A 20,301-nucleotide genomic window follows, 5' to 3' on the forward strand; every position below is an offset into this window, starting at 1 on the left:
CAGGCAAGGCTTCGGGCACGGCGAGGCGTGGCTTCAGGCACGGGGCGGCGCCTTCGGCCAAAGCCGAATGTTGCCGTAAGGGAAACTTTGTCTTGTCGCTAGTGAGCGTCGCCTTTCGGCGTCTCCATGAGTTCGATCAGAACCCCACCCATTTCCTTGGGATGGAGGAAGACGACGGGGGTTCCGTGGGCGCCGATGCGGGGCTCGCCCGTGCCCAGGATGGTCACGCCCTTGCTGCGCATCTCGGCGATGGCGGCGTGGATGTCGGCGACTTCGAAACAGACGTGGTGTTGTCCGCCCTTGGGGTTCTTGGCCAGGAAGCCGACGATCGGGCTCTTGTCGTCATAGGGCTCGATCAGCTCGATCTGGGCCGTCGGCGTATCGACGAAACAGACCTTCACCCCTTGCGCCGGCAGGTCGAAAGGCTCGCCGATCTTCGTCGCGCCGAGGATGTCGCGATAGAGCTTGATGGACTCGGCGATGGAGGGCGTGGCGACGCCGACATGGTTCAGATTGCCGATCATGCGGGGACCTTTTCAGGAGCGGGCTGGGCGTAACCCAGCCGCAGGTTCAGCTTCTCGATCAGGTCCACGGCCGTGTCGGCCACGGTCGAGCCGGGCGGATAGACGGCGGCGGCGCCCATGTCGATCAGGGGCTGAACATCCGACGGCGGGATGACGCCCCCGACCACGATCATGATGTCCTCGCGCCCCAGCTTGGCCAGTTCGGCGCGCAGCTCGGGCACCAGGGTCAGGTGACCGGCGGCCAGCGAGGAGGCGCCGACCGCATGAACATTGGCCGCCACCGCGTCGCGCGCGGCCTCGGCGGGCGTCTGGAACAGCGAACCCGCCGTGACGTCGAGGCCCAGGTCGCCGTAGCCGGTGGCGATAACCTTCTGGCCCCGGTCGTGGCCGTCCTGGCCCAGCTTGGCGATCAGGATGCGCGGCGGGCCGCCGTCGTTCTCGACGAAGGCCGCGACCATGTCGCGAGCGCGAGCGAAGCGGGCATCCTTACCGGCCTCCTTGGCGTAAACGCCCGAGACGGTCTTCACCGAGGCGACGTGGCGACCGAAGGCGGCCTCCAGCGCATCGGAGATCTCGCCGACCGTGGCGTGGGCGCGGGCGGCCTGGACCGACAGTTCCAGCAGGTTGGCCGTGCCGCGCGCGCCTTCGGTCAGGGCGTCCAGCGCGGCCTGGGTCCTGGCTTCATCGCGTTCGGCGCGCAGCTTTTTCAGCTTGTCGATCTGGGCCGAAAGCACGGCGGCGTTGTCGACCTTGAGCATCGGGATGTCGTCGGCGACGTCGTTCAGATAGCGGTTCACGCCGACGACCGTCTGCTTGCCGGTGTCGATGCGGGCCTGGGTCTTGGCGGCGGATTCCTCGATCCGCAGCTTGGGAATCCCGGCCTCGATGGCCTTGGCCATGCCGCCTGCGGCCTCGACCTCGTCCATCAGGGCGCGCGCCCTGTCGGCCAGTTCCTGGGTCAGTTTCTCGACGTAATAGCTGCCGCCCCAGGGGTCGATGGTCCGCGTCAGGCCGGTCTCGGTCTGCAGCAGGATCTGGGTGTTGCGCGCGATCCGGGCCGAGAAATCGGTCGGCAGGGCCAGGGCCTCGTCCAGCGCATTGGTGTGCAGGGACTGGGTCTGGCCGCCCGCCGCCGCCATGGCCTCGACCATGGTGCGCGAGACATTGTTGAACACATCCTGCGCCGCCAGGCTCCAGCCTGAGGTCTGACAGTGGGCGCGAAGGCTCAGGGATTTCGGATTGACGCCGCCCTCCTTGCGCACCGCCTCGGCCCACAACAGGCGGCCGGCGCGCATCTTTGCGACCTCCATGAAGTAGTTCATGCCGATGGCCCAGAAGAAGCTCAGGCGCGGCGCGAACGTGTCGATCTCCATCCCCGCCGCCTTGCCCGCGCGCAGGTATTCGATCCCATCCGACAGGGTATAGGCCAGCTCGATATCGGCCGAGGCTCCGGCCTCCTGCATGTGATAGCCGCTGATGGAGATGGAGTTGAACTTGGGCGTTTCCTTCGCCGTCCACTCGAAGATGTCCGCAATGATCCGCATCGAGGGCTCGGGCGGATAGATGTAGGTGTTCCGGACCATGAACTCCTTGAGGATGTCGTTCTGGATGGTCCCGGTCAGCTTGGCGTGCGGCACGCCCTGCTCTTCGGCGGCGACGACATAGAGGGCCAGGATCGGCAGGACGGCGCCGTTCATGGTCATGGAGACCGACATCTGGTCCAGCGGAATGCCGTCGAACAGGGTCCGCATGTCCAGGATGGAATCGATGGCCACACCGGCCATGCCGACGTCGCCCTTCACCCGCGGGTGATCCGAGTCATAGCCTCTGTGCGTGGCCAGATCGAAGGCGATGGACAGACCCTTCTGACCCGCTGCCAGGTTCCGGCGATAGAAGGCGTTCGAGGCCTCTGCGGTCGAGAAGCCGGCGTACTGGCGGATGGTCCACGGATTGCCCGCGTACATGGTCGGATAGGGGCCGCGCAGGAAGGGCGCAAAGCCGGGCAGTCCGTGCACGGATTCATTTCCGGCGATGGCGGCGGCGTCATAGGCCGAGGCGACCTCGATGCCTTCGGGCGTGGTCCAGGGTTCGCGGGCCGGACCCGTGCCGGTGGCGCCGAGATCGAGCGGGGCCTTGGTGAAGTCGGGGAAGGTCATCAGTCAGCCTTCTCGAAGGCGGCGGCGAAGCGAATGGGAAGCAGGGGCGCGCAGCTGTCGGTGATTGCAGCGGAGGCGCGCGCAGCGGATGGCTCTATTGGGGCAGGCCGCACATCGGGATCTACGAACTTGGTCACGCCGATGATCTGGCTGGCGCCCTTGTCATAGGCGTTCTGCAGGGTTTGGCGCGCGGCGGCGACGCGCATCTGGACGGCGCCGCCCTTCAGCGAGGCGACGATGCCGCCCTCGCGCTCGATGCGCTGGAACTCGGCCCAGCCGGCCTGGGCCATGTCTTGGGTGCGGCTGTCGAGGAACCAGGACCCGGCGGCGGGATCGTCGACCCGGCCCAGGTGCGCCTCTTCCATCAGGACGATCTGGGTGTTCCTGGCCTGACGCCGGGCGAAGGCGTCGGGGCGGCCAGAGGCGCGGGTGAAGCCGTCCAACACGACCGCATCGGCGCCGCCCACCGCGCCGGCGAACCCGGCGGCGGTCAGACGCAGCAGGTTGGGCCAGGGGTCGCGAGAGGCCAGCATCCGGCGCGACGACCGCGTCTCGATATTGGCGGCGATGTCGAGATCGAACGCCTTGGTCACCGAGGCCCAGATCAGGCGCAGCGCCCTCGTCTTGGCCAGGCTGTCGAAATATTCGGCGTCGACCGACAGGCTCAGGACCGTGCCCTTCAGGGCCTGCTCCGCGCTGAGGCCGGCATCAATGGCGGCCCGGACATAGGCGACGATGCTGGCGGCGATGACGCCCAGTTCCTGGCCCGCCGATCCGCCGGCCTCATGCACCGCACGGCCGCTGGCGAGGAAGAAGGTCGCCTCGGGATAGGTGTTGGCATGACGCGCGGCGGTCTGGGCCGCCTCGGTCACATGGTCCTGAAGCGGGCGGGGCGATCCGCCGTTCGCGGCATGGGCCGAGATCGGATCGAGGTGGAACATCAGCTTGGCGCGCGGCGAGCCCTTGGCCACGACGGCCAGGGCGTCGGCGGCGGACGGACCGTCCAGCCCGGCGTCCAGACCCACGGCCGCCAGTTCCAGCGCAACATTCTCCAGCGCCCGGCCCAGCACGTCGGCGTCGGCCAGGACGCCGCCCGAAACGATCACGCTGGCCGCGCCGCCTTCCAGATCGGTCAGGACGGCGGCGTTGACGGCCAGGGCGTCATCGCCCTCGACCTGGGTCCGCAGATCCCAGGACCGGCCTTCGGCGTCGGTGGTGCGCGGCGTGAACAGGGGGGTGATCCCGGTCGCGTCGGCATAGAGGGGCCGGATCGCCAGGTGGTCCGCATCCAGATGGAGCAGGCTTTCCAGCGGCCTGTCCTTCAGCGCCTTGATGGCGCTGTCGCGCCATTGCTCGGGGGTGGGGGTTTCGAAGGTCATGCGTGGGCTCCCATCCCTTTCGTCATTCCGGGCGCGCGCGGCGCGACCCGGAACAAGGCGGCGCGCGAGAGCGCGAAACTGTCGCGCGCGTTTCTGCCGCCGTTATCGCCTGCGCTTCGCTGCGGCGCCGCCCCGTTCCGGGTCTTCGCTACGCTTCGCCCGGAATGACGAAAGAGAGAGACGCTCATCACTCGAACTCGACCAGCACGTCGTCGGCCGCGACCGGATCGCCGGCCTTGGCGCCGACGAGTTTGACCACGCCGTCACGCTCGGCCTTCATGATGTTCTGCATCTTCATGGCTTCGATGATGGCGACGGTCTCGCCGGTCTTCACCGCCTGGCCCGGCTCGACATTGATCGAGACGACCAGACCCGGCATCGGCGACTGGATCAGCTTGGAGGTATCGGCCGCGACCTTTTCGGGCAGGCGGGCGAACAGCTCGGCGACGGCGGGGCTCAGCACCCGCACGCGCGATTTCGAGGCGCGCGAACGGATTTCGAACCCATCGGCGACCCGCTTCACCTCGGCGGTGAAGGCGTCGCCTTCTTCACCAGAACTGGCCAGCACGCCGCGGAACTGGGCCTGGCCCGGACGCCAGTCGATGTCCGACAGGCTGAGCACGCGGTCTTCGCCGGTCAGCTCCAGCGTCAGGGCCTCTTCGTCGTCATAGCCAACCGAGACGCCGATGGGCTGGCTGTCGATCAGGACGATCCAGTCGGTGCGTTGCGACGGGTCGCCGGACTGGTCCGAGATGATCTCGTTCATGGCCACAGCGGCGGCGACCATGACGTCCTTCTGCAGGGCGCCCGCGGGCACGCCGGTGAAGCCTTCGGGGAACTCGTCCTTGATGTAGGAGGTCGACAGATTGCCAGAGCGGAACCGCTCCTGATCCATCACGGCGGCCAGGAAGGGCACGTTATGGCCGACGCCGTTCAGGTGGGTGTCTTCCAGCGCGCGGGCCATGCCCTCGACCGCCTCGATGCGCGTCTCGCCCCAGGTGCAGAGCTTGGCGATCATGGGATCGTAGAACATCGAGATCTCGTCGCCTTCGCGGACGCCGGTGTCGTTGCGGACGGTATAGTCGCCCTGATCGCCCTCTTCGGGTTGCTCATAGCGGACCAGACGGCCGATCGACGGCAGGAAGCCGCGATAGGGGTCTTCGGCGTAGATGCGGCTCTCGATGGCCCAGCCGTTGATCTTCAGGTCGTCCTGACCGAAGGCCATCGTCTCGCCCGCCGCCGAACGGATCATCTGCTCGACCAGATCGACGCCGGTGATCAGCTCCGTCACCGGGTGCTCGACCTGAAGCCGGGTGTTCATTTCCAGGAAGTAGAAGCTGCGGTCCTGACCGGCGACGAACTCCACCGTGCCGGCCGAGTCGTAGTTCACCGCGCGGGCCAGGGCGATGGCCTGATCCCCCATCAGCTTGCGCGTGGCGTCGTCCAGCAGGGGGCTCGGCGCCTCTTCGATGACCTTCTGGTTCCGGCGCTGGATCGAGCATTCGCGGTCGAACAGGCTGACGATATTGCCGTGCTTGTCGCCCAGCACCTGGATCTCGATGTGGCGCGGATTAACGATGAACTTCTCGAGGAAGACGCGGTCGTCGCCGAATGCGGTCAGGGCCTCGGCCTTCACCGCCGCAAAGCCCTCGGCCATGTCCTCGTCGGATTCCGCGACCCGGATGCCCTTGCCGCCGCCGCCGGCCGACGCCTTGATCATGACCGGATAGCCGATCTCGCGGGCGATCTTCACGGCCTCTTCGGTCGTCTCGATCAGGCCCATGTGGCCCGGAACGGTCGAGACGCCCGCCTCGGCGGCGAACTTCTTGGAGGTGATCTTGTCGCCCATCGCCTCGATGGCGTGGGGGTTCGGGCCGATGAAGGTGATGCCCTCGGCCTCGAGCCGGCGCGCGAAAACCGGGTTCTCCGACAGGAAGCCAAAGCCGGGGTGCACAGCCTCTGCGCCCGACTGGCGCACCGCGTCCACGATCTTGTCCTGGATCAGATAGGACTGGGCCGCCGGCGAGCCGCCGATATGGATGGTCTCGTCGGCCATCTCATAGGCCAGCGAGCCGGTGTCGGCGTCCGAGTGCACCAGCACCGTCTTGATGCCCATCTTGCGACAGGTCTTGATGATCCGAACGGCGATTTCGCCCCGGTTGGCGATGAGGATCTTTTTAAACATGGCGGCCCTGAGATTTACAGAACATCGTCATCCTAGGCCTTGTGCCTAGGATCCAGACACTCGGTGCGGATCGTGAATTACCGTCGTCGACGGTGTTTCTGGATCCTCGGGACAGGCCCGAGGATGACGGATTGGGGGACGGCGAATGGTCGCGCGCGACGGCATCATCGGCTGCTACATGATGGCGAACCGTATGCACGGAACGGTCTACGTCGGCGTGACGGGGCATCTTATCGCGCGCGTTCACCAGCACCGGACCGGGCTGGGAGACGACAACAGCTTCACCAAGCGACACGGTCTGACCCGTCTGGTCTGGTACGAAACCCATACCCTGATGACCGTCGCCATCCAGCGGGAGAAATCGCTCAAACGCTATTCCCGCGACTGGAAGTGCAACCTGATCGAGCGACTGAACCCGCTGTGGACCGACCTCTACGACAGCCTGGTCAGCGGAGGCGCTGCGGTTGCGTCCGATCCCGAGCTGTACCGCGACTGGACGCCGCGCGAGCCTGAGCCGCCCAGGCCGCGACCGCTCCCGAAGGACTGGCCGACCGAGGACAAGTAAAACTTCCCCCGTCACCCTAGGCCTTGTGCCTAGGGCCCAGACTCGTGGCGTCGGACATGGCGTACCGTCTTCGACGGTGTTTCGGGATCCTCGCCACAGGGGCGAGGATGACGAGGTGAGGCAAGCGCCTGCCCGCGCGCCATCGTCGGCGACGGCGTGTCTGGATCCTCGGGACAGGCCCGAGGATGACAGTGAATGGGAGAGCGGATGCAACGACGAAGCCCCTAAAGCGGAATGTTGTCGTGCTTCTTCCAGGGGTTTTCCTGGACTTTGTTCTTCAGCGTGCCCAGCGCGCGGATCAGGCGGCGACGCGTCCCGTGCGGCATGATGACGTCGTCGATATAGCCCAGGCCCGCCGCCACGAAGGGGTTGGCGAACTTGTCCTTGTACTCGGCTTCGCGCGCCGCCAAGGCCTCGGGGTCGCCGGCCTCCTTGCGGAAGATGATCTCGACCGCGCCCTTGGCGCCCATGACCGCGATCTCGGCGGTGGGCCAGGCGTAGTTGACGTCGCCGCGCAGGTGTTTGGACGACATCACGTCATAGGCGCCGCCATAGGCCTTGCGCGTGATCAGGGTCAGCTTGGGCACGGTGGCCTCGGCATAGGCGAACAGCAGCTTGGCGCCGTGTTTGATCAAAGCGCCGTACTCCTGCTTGGTGCCGGGCATGAAGCCGGGCACGTCCACGAAGGTCACGATCGGAATGCCGAAGGCGTCGCAGAAGCGCACGAACCGAGCGGCCTTGCGGCTGGAATCGATGTCCAGAACGCCCGCCAGAACCTGAGGCTGGTTGGCGACGATGCCGACCGGCTGGCCGTCCAGACGGCCGAAACCGCAGATGATGTTCCGGGCGAAGTCGGCGCCGATCTCGAAGAAATCGGCCTCATCCACCGTCTTCAGGATCAGCTCCTTCATGTCATAGGGCTGGTTCGGATTGGCCGGGATCAGGGTGTCCAGGGACGCCTCGTCGCGGGACGGGTCGTCGTAGCTATCGCGCGTAGGCGGCTTCTCGCGGTTCGACAGGGGCAGGAAACCGATCAGGCGGCGAACCTCGCTGAGGGCCTCCAGATCGTTCTCGAAGGCGCCGTCGGCGACGCCGGATTTCTGGGCATGGACCTTGGCGCCGCCCAGGTCCTCGTGGGTCACGACCTCGTTGGTGACGGTCTTCACCACGTCCGGGCCGGTCACGTACATGTAGGACGTGTCCTTCACCATGAAGATGAAGTCGGTGATGGCGGGCGAATAGACGTCGCCGCCCGCGCACGGCCCCATGATGACGCTGATCTGGGGGATGACGCCCGAGGCCAGGGTGTTCTGCAGGAAGATGTCGGCGTATCCGGCCAGGGCCTCGACCCCCTCCTGGATGCGCGCGCCGCCGGCGTCGAACAGGCCGATGATCGGGGCGCCGGTCGTCAGGGCCATCTTCTGCAGCTTGACGATCTTGGCCGCGTGGGCGCCCGACAGGGAGCCGCCGAAGACGGTGAAGTCCTTCGAGAAGACATAGACAAGACGGCCGCCGATGGTGCCTCTGCCGGTCACGACGCCGTCGCCGGGGATGCGCTGCTTCTCCATGCCGAACTGGTGCGAGCGGTGCTCGACGAACATGTCGGTCTCTTCGAACGAGCCCTCGTCCAGCAGGACGGCGATGCGTTCGCGCGCCGACAGCTTGCCCTTGGCGTGCTGGGCGGCGATCCGCGCCTCGCCGCCGCCCAGGACCGCTCCGGCCCGGCGTTGTTCCAGTTGATCGAGAATGTGCTGCATCTGGATTTCCTACTCGCGAGTAGAGTTCATGGCGGAAGTGTCGAGGAAGGTCAACGGGCCAACGTCATCTGGGCCTGACGCCTTCGGAGAAGGTGTCCCACAGGCGTTCGGCGATTTCCTGCGGGGTCAGGGCGCCGCCGGGGGCGTACCACTGGGCGATGGAGTTCATCGCGCCGGAGATGACGAAGGTGGACATGCGCACGTCGGCGGTGCGCAGGGACCCGTCGCGGACCCCCTCGCGCAGCAGGTCGCGGATGCGGGCGTCCACCTTGCGCTTGACCGCGCGCAGGCGGTCGCGAACCTCGGGGGTCAGCTCGACATCGGGCACACGGTGCAGGCATCGCCCGTAAACCGTGGCGGTGATTTCCACATATTTCTGAACCACTTGGTGCAGCCGCGCGCGACCGTCGACGCCGGCGACCGCACCCTCTTCGACCGCCTCGGAATAGCCGTCGAGCGCCACCGAGAAACAGGCGCCCAGCAGGGCCTGCTTGCCGCCGGCGTAGTAGTAGATGGTCGGTTTGGACACGCCGAGCCGGGCGGCGATGTCATCAATGGAGGTGGCGCCGTATCCGTCCTGCACGAAGGCCGAGGCGGCGGCCGACAGCACGGCCTCGCGCTTGGCGTCTGCTCCGCCAGTCCAGGGATCGTCGGCGGCTGTGCTGCTGGAAACACTACTCATGCGTCGGGTGGTAGCACGAAACGCGCGAAATCAAATCCTCCCCCGTCGGGGGAGGTGGCTCGGCGCGGCTTCGCGCCGTGACGGAGGGGGCTCACTGGATATGCCGGTGTCTGGGGCTGGCCCCTCCACCGCTTCGCGGTCCCCCTCCCCCGATGGGGGAGGATTGCTAGTACGGCGACAGGCGGCCCAGGCTGTGCGCGCACAGGTCCTTGACCCAGGTCCGCACCGCCCGCATCCGCGCCGTGTCGTGCACCTCGCGGTGGGTGCTGAGCCAGAAGCGGCGTTGCAGCAGGACATCTGGCAGGACCCGCTCCAGCCCCTCGGCCAGGAAGCAGGGCAGGACGCCGATCCCGCCGCCCGAGGCGATGATCTCGCGCTGGCCCCGGATGGAGGAACTGGCCAGGTGCGGCGTCAGGCCGGGGCGGACCTCATCGAGATAGCGCAGCTCGGGCGTGATGATCAGGTCGTCGACATAGCCGACGATCTCGAACCCGGTCAGGTCCTCGACGTCGTCAGGCGCCGTGCGTTGCTTGAGGTAGTCGGACGAGGCGTAGAGGGCGAGTTGATACGGCGTCAGGGGCTCGACGATCAGCCGCCCGCTGTCGGGGGTGTTCAGGGTGATGGCCATGTCGACCTCGCGGCGGCTGGCCGACAGGTATCCTGCGCTGGCGGCCAGTTCGATGCGCAGGCCGGGCCGCTTGCGCCGCAGGTCGGGCAGGGCAGGGGCCAGGACGGCTCCGCCGAAGCCCTCGGACGTGCTGATCCGCACGGTGCCGGCCACGGCGTCCGCCTGGGCCAGGTCGCCGACGCCGCTCATGGCGGTCTCGGCCTGAAGTCCGACCTCGAGAAGCTGTGCGCCCGCCGGGGTCAGCTGCAGACCTGAGGCGGAACGCACGACGAGCGTCGATTTCAGCGCGCTTTCCAGCCGGGCCACACGGCGCCCCACGGTGGCGGCGTCGATGCCTAGTCGCTGGGCGGCGCCGCCCAGAGAGCCGGCCCGTGCGGCGGCCACGAAGATACGGATGTCGTCCCAGTCGAACATTGCAGGACCGCACACGGGTTCATGCAGAAATGCAAGCTTTCGTCGGGTCGGCCTGGCTTTGTTGCAGAGCGCGGTCCGCCGAGCGGAAATTCAAGGTGAACGCCAGGGTAACTACGACCGGCCACGCGGCTTTAACCGACCGCCGCCATGATGCTCAAGCGTTTGGGGGTAAAGCGGGCGACCGGCGCCCCCCAGCCATCATTGCTCGCTTCACCGTCTTTCAAAGGGAATACACATGACCAAGTTCATTTCGAAGTTCGTTCAGGACGAATCCGGCGCGACCGCCATCGAGTACGGCCTGATCGCCGCTCTGATCGCCGTCGTCATCATCTCGGCCGTCACGGCCCTGGGCACCTCGATCACCGCCAAGTTCACCGAGATCGTGACCGCCATGGGCGGCACCGTCGCCTAACACAGGCGACCACAGGTCTTGAAACCGGCGAGGGCCGGGGCGGAAACGCCCCGGCCCTTTGCTTTTGTGTCGTCGAACTGCAGCGTCGATACCTGACCTTAACGCCCTTGCTTCAGGATGCCTGCATGGACACCGTGACCCTGCTGATGCTCAGCCTGTTGCCCTGCCTGGTCATCGCGGCCGGTCTGCGAGACTTGACGACAATGACCATTCCGAACTGGATTTCGGGGCTGTTGATCCTCGGCTTCTTTCCAGCAGCCTTCCTGGTCGGCCTTTCGCCCATGACCGTCGCCGTCCATGTCGGCGTGGCGGCGGCGGCCCTGGTGGTCGGCATGGCCTTGTTCGCGGCCCGGCTGATCGGCGGCGGCGACGCCAAGCTGATGGCGGCGTCCTGTCTCTGGCTGGGCCTGGCCGGATCTGGGGCTTTTCTGCTGTGGACGGGGGTCGCAGGCGGTGTCTTCTCGCTGGTCCTGATCTTCGCCCGGCGCTGGTGGGCGCCCTATGTCATGGCCGGGCCGGGCTGGCTCAATCATCTGCTTCAGCCCAAGGGCGACATCCCCTATGGCGTGGCCATCGCCATCGGCGTGCTGCTGGCCTTTCCATCCAGCACCCTGTTCACGGTTTTCACCCAGGCCGCCTGACGCCGGCCGCCGGATGGTGACTTGGGGCTCGTAGATCGGTGTTTAGGAACGCGTTAACCCACGCCCCTCATGATCGTTAACGGCAGAGTCCCGGCAGACCGATTCCGTGTCTCCGTCCTGTCGGAGATCATGGATGAAGCCCGCCCGTATCGCCGTCATCGGCGTCGCCGCTGTCGCAGCCATCGCGCTGGCCCTGGTCGTGCGCGCGATGGGGTCGCAGGGCGAGCCGGTCGCGGCCGCCTCGGCCGCCGCCGTCGAGGTCCGCCCGATGGCCAAGGTGCTGGTCGCCGCTCGTGATCTCCAACCCGGTCAACGCCTGACCGACGCAGACCTGACGTGGAAGGACTGGCCCGTCGACGAGGTCAATCCCGCCTTCATCACCGACGGCTCGGTCGCAGTGCCGACCGCCGACGCCAAGCCAGAAGACGCAAAGGCGGACGCCAAGCCTGCGGGCGCCGTCGCCGCCGTCAGCCGCGTGGCCAATGACATCGCCACCTCCGGCGGCAAGGCCGACTATTTCGGATCGGTCGTGCGCGAGCCCATCCTGGCCGGCGAACCCATTGTCGGCCGCAAGATCGTCCGCGCCGGGGACAGCGGCTATATGGCCGCCTATCTGGAGCCCGGAATGCGGGCCATGGCCATTCGCGTGACGGTCGAGACGGCCGCCGGCGGCTTCATCCTGCCCGGCGACCGGGTCGATGTGCTGCTGACCAAGCAGACCCGGCTGACCAATATGGGTGGCGACGCGGGCGACAAGTTCGCCTCGTCCACCGTCATGCAGAACGTCAAGGTTCTGGCCATCGACCAGTCGACCCGCGCCGGCGAGGACGAACAGGCCGTGGTCGGGGCGACCGCCACGCTGGAAGTCCGTCCCTCCGACGCCGAGGCCCTGGCCCTGGCCAAGTCCGAGGGCGAGCTGTCGCTGGTGCTGCGCTCCTACGCCGACACGGCTGGGCCGTCCGGCCGGGTCGCGGCCCCGCGCAACGCCGCCTCCGCTGTGCGGATCTTCCGCGGCGGCGCTCCCGAAGTGGTCGTGGTGCAATGAGGCCTCTGGTGTCCGTCTCTCTTCTGCGTCGCACGGCCGGCCTGGCCTGCGCCTCGCTGATCGCCATGAGCGGGGTCGTTCCGGCCTCTACGGCGGCCCAGTCCTATGGGCCCGGCGCCCGTTCGACCGTGGCCATGGGCGCCGAGCCGCAACTGGTGAACCTGCCGCGCGGCACATCCTTCGCCGTCGATCTTCCGGCCGACGCGCGTGACGTGATCGTTTCCAACCCGGCTGTGGCCGAGGCCATGCTGCATTCGCCGCGCCGGATCACCGTCATCGGCCTGGCCCCCGGCCAGACGGACGCCGTCTTTCTGGACGCCTCGGGCCGCACCATCCTGGCGCTCAAGGTCCGTGTCGATGCGGGCGTCTATGCGCTGCAGGACACCATCACCCGCGTCGCCCCCGGCGCCCAGGTCCACGCCGAGGCGGTCAATGACAGCATCATCCTGACCGGCCTGGTGACCAGTCCGGCCGAGGCCGACCGCATCGTCCAGGTCGCCCGCGCCTTCGTGTCCGCGCCCGAGAAGGTGATGAACATGATGAGCGTCGCGGGCTCGGATCAGGTGACGCTGAAGGTCCGCGTCGTCGAGATCCAGCGTAACGCCATCAAGCAGTTGGGTTTCGACGCCAGCGCCGTTCTGGGCCAGATCGGCGGCACCCAGTTCCTGCTGAATCAAGCCGCCAGCTTCGGCATCAACGGCGAGTTCCTGGGCAGTTTCACCGGCGGCGCGTCGCGTGACACCACGCGGAACTATCAGCAGATGCGTCTTTGCGACAACACCAGCCAGCCGACCGGCGCCATGTGCCCGTTCGTGGTCAACGGTCCGGAGGACTCGGGCAACTGGGACACCGCCCAGCCCGGCACCGGCCCCGGCAGCGACAACCTCAACAAGGGCGAAGCGACCATCAAGGCGTTCGAACGGGTCGGTCTGATCCGCACCCTGGCCGAGCCCAACCTGACCTCGGTCAACGGTGAATCCGCCAGCTTCCTGGCCGGCGGCGAGTTCCCGGTGCCGAGCGGTCGCGACCAGCAGGGCAACCTCCTTGTCGAATACAAACCCTATGGCGTCAGTCTGGCCTTCCGCCCCATCGTCCTGTCGGGCGGTCGCATCTCGCTGCAGATTTCGGTCGAGGTGTCCGAACTGACCAGCCAGGGCGGCTTCACCATCGGTGCCGGCACGCCCACCTCGCTGACGCTTCAGGGATTGAGCGTCCGCCGGACCCAGAGCACCGTCGAACTGCCTTCCGGCGGCTCGATGATGATCGCCGGCCTGTTGCAGGAAAACACCCGCCAGAACCTGGACTCCCTGCCTGGCCTGATGAACGTGCCGGTTCTGGGCCCGCTGTTCCGCTCGCGCGACTACGTCAGCGGAGAGACCGAACTGGTCGTCATCGTCGAGCCCTATATCGTCACCCCGACCTCGCCGGGACGGATGCAAACTCCGGCTGACGGCCTGCGCATCGCCACCGATTTGCAGACCACCCTGTTCGGCGTCCTGAACCAGACCTACGGCTCACCTGCACCCACCGGCGCTCCCGGGTCGGGCTGGCAGGGTCCCGTCGGCTATGTGATCGAGTGAGACCGGCGATGACCCGCAACACCCCGTTCAACTCTGTCCTGCTCGCCGCCGCCGCCGCCGCATCCCTGGCGCTGGCGGGCTGCATGGGCGCCCCTGCTGGCGGCGAGGGCCCTGCGCCCCTGACCCCGACCCAGCGCTATACCCTGCAGGTCGAGCCGGGGGTCGAACGCGTCGCCCTGGCCGTGCGCGAAGGCGGTCTGTCGCCGCGCCAACTCGACGCCCTGACCGGTCTGGCCAACAACTTCGGCCTGGAAGGCGCGCCCGTCCTGCGGGTCGAGGCCCCGGCCGGCGGCGACACCGTGGCCGCCGACTTCGCCTATCAGGTCCGCCACGCTCTGGAGGCCAGGGGCGTCCCCGGCCAGCAGATCCAGGTGCTGTCCTATGCCGGACCGGACGCCCGCGCTCCCGTGCTGGTCGGATACGACACCATTCGCGCCGCCGTGCCCCAATGCGGGACCAACTGGACGAACCTGACCCGCACGGCCAACAACGAGGTCTCGGCCAATTTCGGCTGCGCCGTCACCGCCAACCTGGCCGCCCAGATCGAGAACCCGCGCGACATCGTCCAGCCACGCGGCATGACGCCCGCGGATGGGGGGCGCCGCTCGGTGGTGTTCTCCGACTATCGGGCAGGCGAGATGACGGCGGGCCAGCAGGAGCTTCTGGTGGCCAATCAGCGTGTCTCTCAGGCGGTGGAATAGGCATGACCAACGCCTTCGCCCCTCGCGCCTATGATGCCTTCGAAGACGAGTTCGATCTCGATCTGGAACTGGGTCCGCAAGGCTCCATGCCTGCTCCGACCGGCGCCGCTCAGGCGCGTGAGCCGCTGCAGTTCATGGCTCCGGTCGGGGCAGCCCCGGTCGTTGCGTCGCCCGCTCAGGCCTTTAATCCGGTCGGTGACATGATGGCCGCGATCCAGCCGGAACCCATGCAATCCTCCATGCCGGTGGTCGCCAGTTCGGCCTCGCACATGCCGATCGCCAGCGGCCTGGCCGCCGAGGTGTCGGTCCCGCGCATCGCCATCCACGTCTTCGCCGAGCGCCAGGACACCCTGGCCTCGGCCGAGCGGGCCGGTCAGGACCGTCGCCTGTCGCGCGCCACGACCCAGATCCGCGTCGGCGGCGTGCCGGCCGCCGTCGAGGCCTATCGTCACGAGCCGACCCCGCCCCTGATCGTGGTCGAATGCCTGGATGATCCCCAGACCCTGCTGCATCACGTCGACAGCCTGGCCGAGGTCTGCGATGCGGGCACCAAGGTCATCGTCATCGGCGCGACCAATGACATCATCCTGTTCCGCGAGCTGATGCGGCGCGGCGTCTCCGAATATCTGGTCGCACCGATCCAGCCCCTGCAGCTGATCGCGGCCATCGGCGGCCTGTTCGCCGATCCTGCCCAGCCCTTCGTCGGACGCTCGATCGCCTTCGTCGGGGCGCGTGGCGGCTCCGGCTCGTCTTCGGTGGCCCACAACACAGCCTATGCGATGAGCGAGCGGATCGGCGCCAATACGGTCATCGTCGACTATGACCTGCCGTTCGGCACCGCCGGTCTGGATTTCAATCAGGACCCGCTGAACGGCGTCGCCGACGCCCTGGGGCAGCCCGACCGGCTGGACGCCACCCTGCTGGACCGGATGATGGTCCGCTGCACCGACAAGCTGAGCCTGTTCGCCGCGCCCGCAACCCTGGACGTCGACTGGGATATCAGCCCCGACGCCTTCGAAGAGGTCACCAGCCGCATCCGCTCGACGGCGCCCTTCGTGGTGCTGGACCTGCCCCATCTGTGGTCGGGCTGGATGCGCAAGACCCTGATCTCGGCCGACGAGGTCGTGGTCGTGGCGACGCCGGACCTGGCCAGCCTGCGCAACGCCAAGAACATGATCGACCTGATCCGCACGGGCCGTCCCAACGACGCCCCGCCCCGCCTGGTGCTGAACCAGGTCGGCGTGCCCGGTCGCCCGGAAATCCCGGCCAAGGATTTCGGCGCGGCCTTGGGCGTGGCGCCCAGCCTGATCATTCCGTTCGACGCCAAACTGTTCGGAGCCGCCGCCAACAATGGTCAGATGATCATCGACGCGGGCGCCAAGTCCAAGGCGGCCGACGCCTTCCAGACCCTGGCCCAGATCGTCTCGCGCCGCGAACTGCCAGTGGCGGCGACCGGTCGAGGCGGAGCCGCCAAGACCAAAACCGACGGCGGCTCGCTGTTCGGCAAGCTGTTCAAGAAGCGCTGACGGGACCGCCGTGTTCGGAAAACGTACAGGTCAGCCCGGCGCCTCGGCTCCGGCCCCCGAGTTCCAGTCCCGGCCGGCGCCTGCGCCTGCTCAGGATGGCGGCGCGCCCCAGCCCCAGCAGGGCGTTCAGTCCCAGCCCTTCGTCTATGTCGCCGAGGATCCGGCGGTCGTGCCCCAGGCGGGTTTCGCCCCTCAGGCTGGTTTCGCTCAGGCCGCTCCAGTCCCGGCCGACGCCGGCCCGGCGGATCGTCTCGACGCCCTGGCCGCACGTCCGCGCCCGGCCCCGGCCGCTCCGGCCCCCGCCGCCGGTCCCGGCCCCAAGGCCACCGCCGGCTTCGAACAGCTGAAGCGCGCCCAACCGGTCACCGAGATCGTGCGCGAACAGAGCGACTATTATCACGCCACGAAGACCACCATCTTCAACGCGCTGATGAACACCATCGACCTGGCCCAGCTGGCGCAGCTGGACACCAAGGCCGCATCCGAGGAAATCCGCGACATCGTCGCCGAACTGGTGGCGATCAAGAACGTCTCCATGTCGGTCGCCGAGCAGGAGCATCTGGTCCAGGATATCGTCAACGACGTCCTGGGTTACGGTCCGCTCGAACCCCTGCTGATGCGCGACGACATCGCCGACATCATGGTCAATGGCGCCGGCCGGGTCTTCATCGAAGTCGGCGGCAAGGTCCAGCTGACCAACGTCCGTTTCCGCGACAACGCCCAGCTGATGAACATCTGCCAGCGGATCGTGTCCCAGGTCGGCCGCCGGGTCGATGAAAGCTCCCCGATCTGCGACGCCCGCCTGCCCGACGGCAGCCGCGTCAACGTCATCGCCCCGCCCCTGGCCATCGACGGCGCGACCCTGACGATCCGGAAGTTCAAGAAAGACAAGCTGACGATGAAGAACCTGGTGGAGTACGCCTCCATCAGCCCGGAAGGGGCCCGCGTCCTGGGCGTCATCGGCGCCTGCCGCTGCAATATCGTTATCTCGGGCGGTACGGGTTCGGGCAAGACGACCCTGCTCAACACCCTGACCGCCTTCATCGACCCGACCGAACGCGTCATCACCTGCGAGGACGCCGCCGAACTGCAGCTGCAACAGCCGCACGTCGTTCGCCTGGAAACCCGCCCGCCCAACCTAGAAGGTCAGGGCACGATCACCATGCGCGACCTGGTCAAGAACTGCCTGCGGATGCGGCCCGAACGCATCATTGTCGGCGAGGTCCGCGGACCCGAAGCCTTCGACCTGTTGCAGGCCATGAACACCGGCCACGACGGCTCGATGGGCACCCTGCACGCCAACAGCCCGCGTGAGGCCATCAGCCGGATGGAGTCCATGATCACCATGGGCGGCTATGGCCTGCCGTCTAAGACCATTCGCGAGATGATCGCCGGCTCGGTCGATGTCATCATCCAGGCCGCCCGCCTGCGCGATGGCTCGCGTCGGATCACCCACATCACCGAGGTGCTGGGTCTGGAAGGCGACGTGATCGTGACCCAGGACCTGTTCGTCTACGAGATCACCGGCGAGGACGAGAACGGCAAGGTCGTTGGTCGCCATCGTTCGACCGGCATCGCCCGTCCCCGATTCTGGGACCGCGCCCGCTATTACGGGCTGGAGCGCGAGCTGGCGTCGGCCTTGGACGCGGCGGAGTAGGGCGGATGCTGCCGGTCCTCGCCGCCATTCTGGCCTTCATCACCGTCGGCGGCTTGGGCTGGGCCCTGGTCGGCGGCGATGATTCCTCGACCAATGCGCTCAAGCGAGCCCAGGGCCTGGGGGGCGGACGCAAGACCGCCGCCGCGACCAAGGCCGCCGCCGCCGCCGCCAATACGCCCGAGGCGCGACGCAAGCAGATCATGCTTCAGCTGAAGGAGGCCGACCGCAAGGAGCGCAAGGCCCGCATGACCATGGCGGCCAAGCTGAAGCAGGCGGGTCTGGCGATGAACATCCGCACCTTCATCATCATCAGCGCCTGTCTGGGGGTGGTCGCCTTCCTGTTGTCCCTGCTGTTCGGGATGAATTTCTTCATCGCCGTGGGCATCGGCGTGATCTTCGGCCTGGGCCTGCCGCGCTGGGTCGTGGGCTTCATCGGCAAGCGGCGGATGAAGAAGTTTTCGGGCGAGTTCGCCAACGCCGTCGACGTCATCGTGCGCGGCATCAAGTCGGGCCTGCCGGTCCACGAATGCTTCAAGATCATCGCCAAGGAGAGCCCCGCACCCCTGGGGCCGGAGTTCCAGCGGCTGGTCGAGGGCGTCGGCGTCGGCCTGACCCTGGGCCAGGCCCTGGACAAGATGTTCGAGCGGATGCCGACCTCGGAACTGCGCTTCTTCGCCATCGTCATCGCCATCCAGCAGAAGACCGGCGGCAACCTGGCCGAGGCCCTGTCCAACCTGACCACAGTGCTGCGTGCGCGCCGCATGATGGGCGAGAAGATCAAGGCCCTGTCGTCCGAAGCCATGGCGTCCGCGGGGATCATCGGCTCGCTGCCGCCCGTGGTGATGGCGCTCGTCTTCATCACCACCCCCGCCTACATGATGCTGCTGTTCACCGATCCGCGCGGTCAGGTCATGCTGCTGGGGGCCGCCTTCTGGATGGCGTCGGGCATCTTCGTCATGAAAAAAATGATCGCCTTCAAGTTCTGATCGGGAAACGAACGTGATCGACTTCCTCACAGACCCGCAGAACCTGATCAGCATGCTGGTCGGCGTCCTGGTGTTCGCCACCCTGTTCACCCTGCTGAACGGCATGGCGGGCGGGGCCAAACTGGACGACCGGATGAAGGCCGTGGCCACGCGCCGCGATGAGCTGCGCCGCCGTTCGCGCCAGGCGATCGGCACAGGGGCCACGGGCCTGCGTCACACCGACGAGGGTTTCAAGAAACGGGTCGTGGACCGGTTGAACCTGACCACCCTGCTGGAAGATCCCAAGGTCGTGGACAAGATGGCCCAGGCCGGGTTCCGGGGGCCCAAACCCCTGACGCAATTCTATTTCTTCCGCTTCGCCTCGCCCTTCATCTTCTTTGCGGCGGTGGGCTTCTACCTGTTCGTGTTCAACGATTTCGGCCTGCCGGTGATGAGCCGGGTGACGGCGACGATGGCGGCCGCCGTGATCGGCTTCTATGCGCCCAACGTCTATCTCTCGAACCGCATCGCCAAGCGCCGCCAGTCGATCATGGAAGCCTTTCCCGACGCGCTCGACCTGTTGCTGATCTGCGTCGAGGCCGGGATGTCGATCGAGGCGGCGATCCAGAAGGTCAGCCAGGAGATCGGCTCTTCTTCCATCGAACTGGCCGAGGAAATGAGCCTGTTGTCGGCCGAGCTCAGCTATCTGCCCGACCGCCGCCTGGCCTATGAGGGCCTGGGCCGGCGTACAAACCATGCGGGCGTCAAATCCGTCTCGACCGCCATGATCCAGGCCGAGCAGTACGGCACGCCCCTGGGCGTGGCCCTGCGCACCATGGCCAAGGAAAACCGCGACCTGCGTCTGGCGGCGGCCGAGAAGAAGGCTGCGGCTCTGCCGGCCAAGCTGACCGTGCCGATGATCATCTTCTTCCTGCCGGTGCTCTTCGTCGTGATCCTGGGTCCGGCGATCATCAACATCCAGGACACGATGGCGGGCAAGTAGGGGGCTGGCCCGTCAGCCCGCTTCGGCTGCGGCCTTCAGCTTCTCGGCGATGGTCTCGCAGGCGTGACGCAGCACGCGCTTGTGCTTGTCGTGAAAGCCCTCGCCGCGGAAACCGCTGAAGATGAAGCCGTTGGCGACGATACAGCTGCCGGGATCCAGCTCCTGAATCTCATAGTAGCGGATGACGTTGAACTGCCAGCCGCGCTTCTCGGTCCAGACCAACTGCGAATAGGGCTGCCAGTCGCCGATCCGGCCGACGACCGCACGCTCGGGCAGGCCTTCGAAACGTTCGGTCAGGGTGACCGACCCGCCAAAGGCGATGACGCCGCCGACGCCGGTCTCGACCGGGTTCCACCGGCTCCACGTCGACAGGTCGCCGATCAGCGCCCAGATGGCGTCGGTCGTGGCCTGGACGCCGATCCGCTTTTCGATCTTGAAGTTCATCGGCGCGATTTCGCACGGCTTTCCCGCTTAGGGAAGG

The 20,301-nt window shown here is 67.1% G+C and carries 18 protein-coding genes; 10 read left to right on the plus strand and 8 right to left on the minus strand.

Annotated features, from left to right (window positions below):
• Window positions 1-98: 98 nt before the first annotated feature.
• The 4 genes from mce to ACO05L_RS04095 form a co-directional block, all read right to left on the minus strand.
• Window positions 99-524 (minus strand): methylmalonyl-CoA epimerase, encoded by a 426-nt coding sequence (gene mce, locus ACO05L_RS04080; RefSeq protein ID WP_421730895.1) that lies wholly within the window; start codon window positions 522-524, stop codon window positions 99-101.
• A complete protein-coding gene (scpA, locus tag ACO05L_RS04085; protein ID WP_421730896.1) occupies window positions 521-2,680 on the minus strand; it encodes a methylmalonyl-CoA mutase in 2,160 nt (719 codons plus the stop codon). The genes mce and scpA overlap by 4 nt, the downstream gene beginning before the upstream one ends.
• The gene (locus ACO05L_RS04090) at window positions 2,680-4,059 is read right to left on the minus strand and encodes a methylmalonyl-CoA mutase family protein (protein ID WP_421730897.1); all 1,380 of its coding nucleotides are present in this window, start codon (window positions 4,057-4,059) and stop codon (window positions 2,680-2,682) included. The genes scpA and ACO05L_RS04090 overlap by 1 nt, the downstream gene beginning before the upstream one ends.
• 187 nt (window positions 4,060-4,246) lie before the next feature.
• Window positions 4,247-6,244, minus strand: coding sequence for a biotin carboxylase N-terminal domain-containing protein (locus ACO05L_RS04095; protein WP_421730898.1), 1,998 nt, complete (start codon window positions 6,242-6,244; stop codon window positions 4,247-4,249).
• Between the two features lie 145 nt (window positions 6,245-6,389).
• Between ACO05L_RS04095 and ACO05L_RS04100 the strand changes: the two genes are divergently transcribed.
• Complete coding sequence (locus tag ACO05L_RS04100) at window positions 6,390-6,809, plus strand: GIY-YIG nuclease family protein (RefSeq protein WP_421730899.1); 420 nt, start codon at window positions 6,390-6,392, stop codon at window positions 6,807-6,809.
• A gap of 224 nt (window positions 6,810-7,033) precedes the next feature.
• Here ACO05L_RS04100 and ACO05L_RS04105 read toward each other — a convergent pair whose 3' ends face one another.
• The 3 genes from ACO05L_RS04105 to ACO05L_RS04115 form a co-directional block, all read right to left on the minus strand.
• The gene (locus tag ACO05L_RS04105) at window positions 7,034-8,566 is read right to left on the minus strand and encodes an acyl-CoA carboxylase subunit beta (protein ID WP_421730900.1); all 1,533 of its coding nucleotides are present in this window, start codon (window positions 8,564-8,566) and stop codon (window positions 7,034-7,036) included.
• 64 nt (window positions 8,567-8,630) lie between these two features.
• On the minus strand, window positions 8,631-9,248 hold the full coding sequence (locus ACO05L_RS04110) for a TetR family transcriptional regulator (protein WP_421730901.1): 618 nt from the start codon (window positions 9,246-9,248) through the stop codon (window positions 8,631-8,633).
• Window positions 9,249-9,414: 166 nt separating this feature from the next.
• Window positions 9,415-10,290 carry a LysR family transcriptional regulator gene (locus ACO05L_RS04115; protein WP_421730902.1) on the minus strand — a complete coding sequence of 292 codons (876 nt, stop codon included), beginning with the start codon at window positions 10,288-10,290 and terminating at the stop codon, window positions 9,415-9,417.
• Between the two features lie 235 nt (window positions 10,291-10,525).
• Here ACO05L_RS04115 and ACO05L_RS04120 point away from each other — a divergent pair, with 235 nt between their 5' ends.
• From ACO05L_RS04120 to ACO05L_RS04160, 9 genes are all read left to right on the plus strand, one after another.
• The gene (locus ACO05L_RS04120; RefSeq protein ID WP_421729893.1) at window positions 10,526-10,702 is read left to right on the plus strand and encodes a Flp family type IVb pilin; all 177 of its coding nucleotides are present in this window, start codon (window positions 10,526-10,528) and stop codon (window positions 10,700-10,702) included.
• Between the two features lie 125 nt (window positions 10,703-10,827).
• On the plus strand, window positions 10,828-11,343 hold the full coding sequence (locus ACO05L_RS04125; RefSeq protein WP_421730903.1) for an A24 family peptidase: 516 nt from the start codon (window positions 10,828-10,830) through the stop codon (window positions 11,341-11,343).
• A 133-nt stretch (window positions 11,344-11,476) separates the two neighbouring features.
• Window positions 11,477-12,388, plus strand: coding sequence for a Flp pilus assembly protein CpaB (gene cpaB, locus ACO05L_RS04130; protein ID WP_421730904.1), 912 nt, complete (start codon window positions 11,477-11,479; stop codon window positions 12,386-12,388).
• Window positions 12,385-13,968: a type II and III secretion system protein family protein gene (locus tag ACO05L_RS04135; protein WP_421730905.1), complete on the plus strand. Its 1,584-nt coding sequence runs from the start codon at window positions 12,385-12,387 to the stop codon at window positions 13,966-13,968. The genes cpaB and ACO05L_RS04135 overlap by 4 nt, the downstream gene beginning before the upstream one ends.
• A gap of 8 nt (window positions 13,969-13,976) precedes the next feature.
• Window positions 13,977-14,669: a CpaD family pilus assembly protein gene (locus tag ACO05L_RS04140; protein ID WP_421730906.1), complete on the plus strand. Its 693-nt coding sequence runs from the start codon at window positions 13,977-13,979 to the stop codon at window positions 14,667-14,669.
• Between the two features lie 2 nt (window positions 14,670-14,671).
• Window positions 14,672-16,195: a cellulose synthase operon protein YhjQ/BcsQ gene (locus ACO05L_RS04145; protein ID WP_421730907.1), complete on the plus strand. Its 1,524-nt coding sequence runs from the start codon at window positions 14,672-14,674 to the stop codon at window positions 16,193-16,195.
• 169 nt (window positions 16,196-16,364) lie between these two features.
• Window positions 16,365-17,852 carry a CpaF family protein gene (locus ACO05L_RS04150; RefSeq protein ID WP_421731628.1) on the plus strand — a complete coding sequence of 496 codons (1,488 nt, stop codon included), beginning with the start codon at window positions 16,365-16,367 and terminating at the stop codon, window positions 17,850-17,852.
• A gap of 5 nt (window positions 17,853-17,857) precedes the next feature.
• Entirely contained in the window at window positions 17,858-18,838 is a 981-nt protein-coding gene (locus ACO05L_RS04155; protein ID WP_421730908.1) for a type II secretion system F family protein, read from the plus strand.
• Window positions 18,839-18,890: 52 nt separating this feature from the next.
• Window positions 18,891-19,820 carry a type II secretion system F family protein gene (locus tag ACO05L_RS04160; RefSeq protein WP_421731629.1) on the plus strand — a complete coding sequence of 310 codons (930 nt, stop codon included), beginning with the start codon at window positions 18,891-18,893 and terminating at the stop codon, window positions 19,818-19,820.
• A gap of 12 nt (window positions 19,821-19,832) precedes the next feature.
• On the opposite strand, the gene ACO05L_RS04165 is transcribed toward ACO05L_RS04160, so the two are convergent.
• Window positions 19,833-20,264: an SRPBCC family protein gene (locus ACO05L_RS04165; protein WP_421730909.1), complete on the minus strand. Its 432-nt coding sequence runs from the start codon at window positions 20,262-20,264 to the stop codon at window positions 19,833-19,835.
• Between the last annotated feature and the right edge of the window lie 37 nt (window positions 20,265-20,301).

The sequence above is a fragment of the Brevundimonas sp. genome (genome assembly GCF_965227765.1).
In the GTDB taxonomy this organism is placed as follows: domain Bacteria; phylum Pseudomonadota; class Alphaproteobacteria; order Caulobacterales; family Caulobacteraceae; genus Brevundimonas.

Coding starts and splice junctions, on each gene's coding strand:
- ACO05L_RS04145 (WP_421730907.1), top strand. CDS start 14,672: ATGACCAACGCCTTCGCCCCTCGCGCCTATGATGCCTTCGAAGACGAG.
- ACO05L_RS04165 (WP_421730909.1), bottom strand. CDS start 20,264: ATGAACTTCAAGATCGAAAAGCGGATCGGCGTCCAGGCCACGACCGAC.
- ACO05L_RS04160 (WP_421731629.1), top strand. CDS start 18,891: ATGCTGGTCGGCGTCCTGGTGTTCGCCACCCTGTTCACCCTGCTGAAC.
- ACO05L_RS04140 (WP_421730906.1), top strand. CDS start 13,977: ATGACCCGCAACACCCCGTTCAACTCTGTCCTGCTCGCCGCCGCCGCC.
- ACO05L_RS04110 (WP_421730901.1), bottom strand. CDS start 9,248: ATGAGTAGTGTTTCCAGCAGCACAGCCGCCGACGATCCCTGGACTGGC.
- ACO05L_RS04120 (WP_421729893.1), top strand. CDS start 10,526: ATGACCAAGTTCATTTCGAAGTTCGTTCAGGACGAATCCGGCGCGACC.
- ACO05L_RS04155 (WP_421730908.1), top strand. CDS start 17,858: ATGCTGCCGGTCCTCGCCGCCATTCTGGCCTTCATCACCGTCGGCGGC.
- ACO05L_RS04105 (WP_421730900.1), bottom strand. CDS start 8,566: ATGCAGCACATTCTCGATCAACTGGAACAACGCCGGGCCGGAGCGGTC.
- ACO05L_RS04090 (WP_421730897.1), bottom strand. CDS start 4,059: ATGACCTTCGAAACCCCCACCCCCGAGCAATGGCGCGACAGCGCCATC.
- scpA (WP_421730896.1), bottom strand. CDS start 2,680: ATGACCTTCCCCGACTTCACCAAGGCCCCGCTCGATCTCGGCGCCACC.
- cpaB (WP_421730904.1), top strand. CDS start 11,477: ATGAAGCCCGCCCGTATCGCCGTCATCGGCGTCGCCGCTGTCGCAGCC.
- ACO05L_RS04115 (WP_421730902.1), bottom strand. CDS start 10,290: ATGTTCGACTGGGACGACATCCGTATCTTCGTGGCCGCCGCACGGGCC.
- ACO05L_RS04095 (WP_421730898.1), bottom strand. CDS start 6,244: ATGTTTAAAAAGATCCTCATCGCCAACCGGGGCGAAATCGCCGTTCGG.
- ACO05L_RS04125 (WP_421730903.1), top strand. CDS start 10,828: ATGGACACCGTGACCCTGCTGATGCTCAGCCTGTTGCCCTGCCTGGTC.
- ACO05L_RS04135 (WP_421730905.1), top strand. CDS start 12,385: ATGAGGCCTCTGGTGTCCGTCTCTCTTCTGCGTCGCACGGCCGGCCTG.
- mce (WP_421730895.1), bottom strand. CDS start 524: ATGATCGGCAATCTGAACCATGTCGGCGTCGCCACGCCCTCCATCGCC.
- ACO05L_RS04100 (WP_421730899.1), top strand. CDS start 6,390: ATGGTCGCGCGCGACGGCATCATCGGCTGCTACATGATGGCGAACCGT.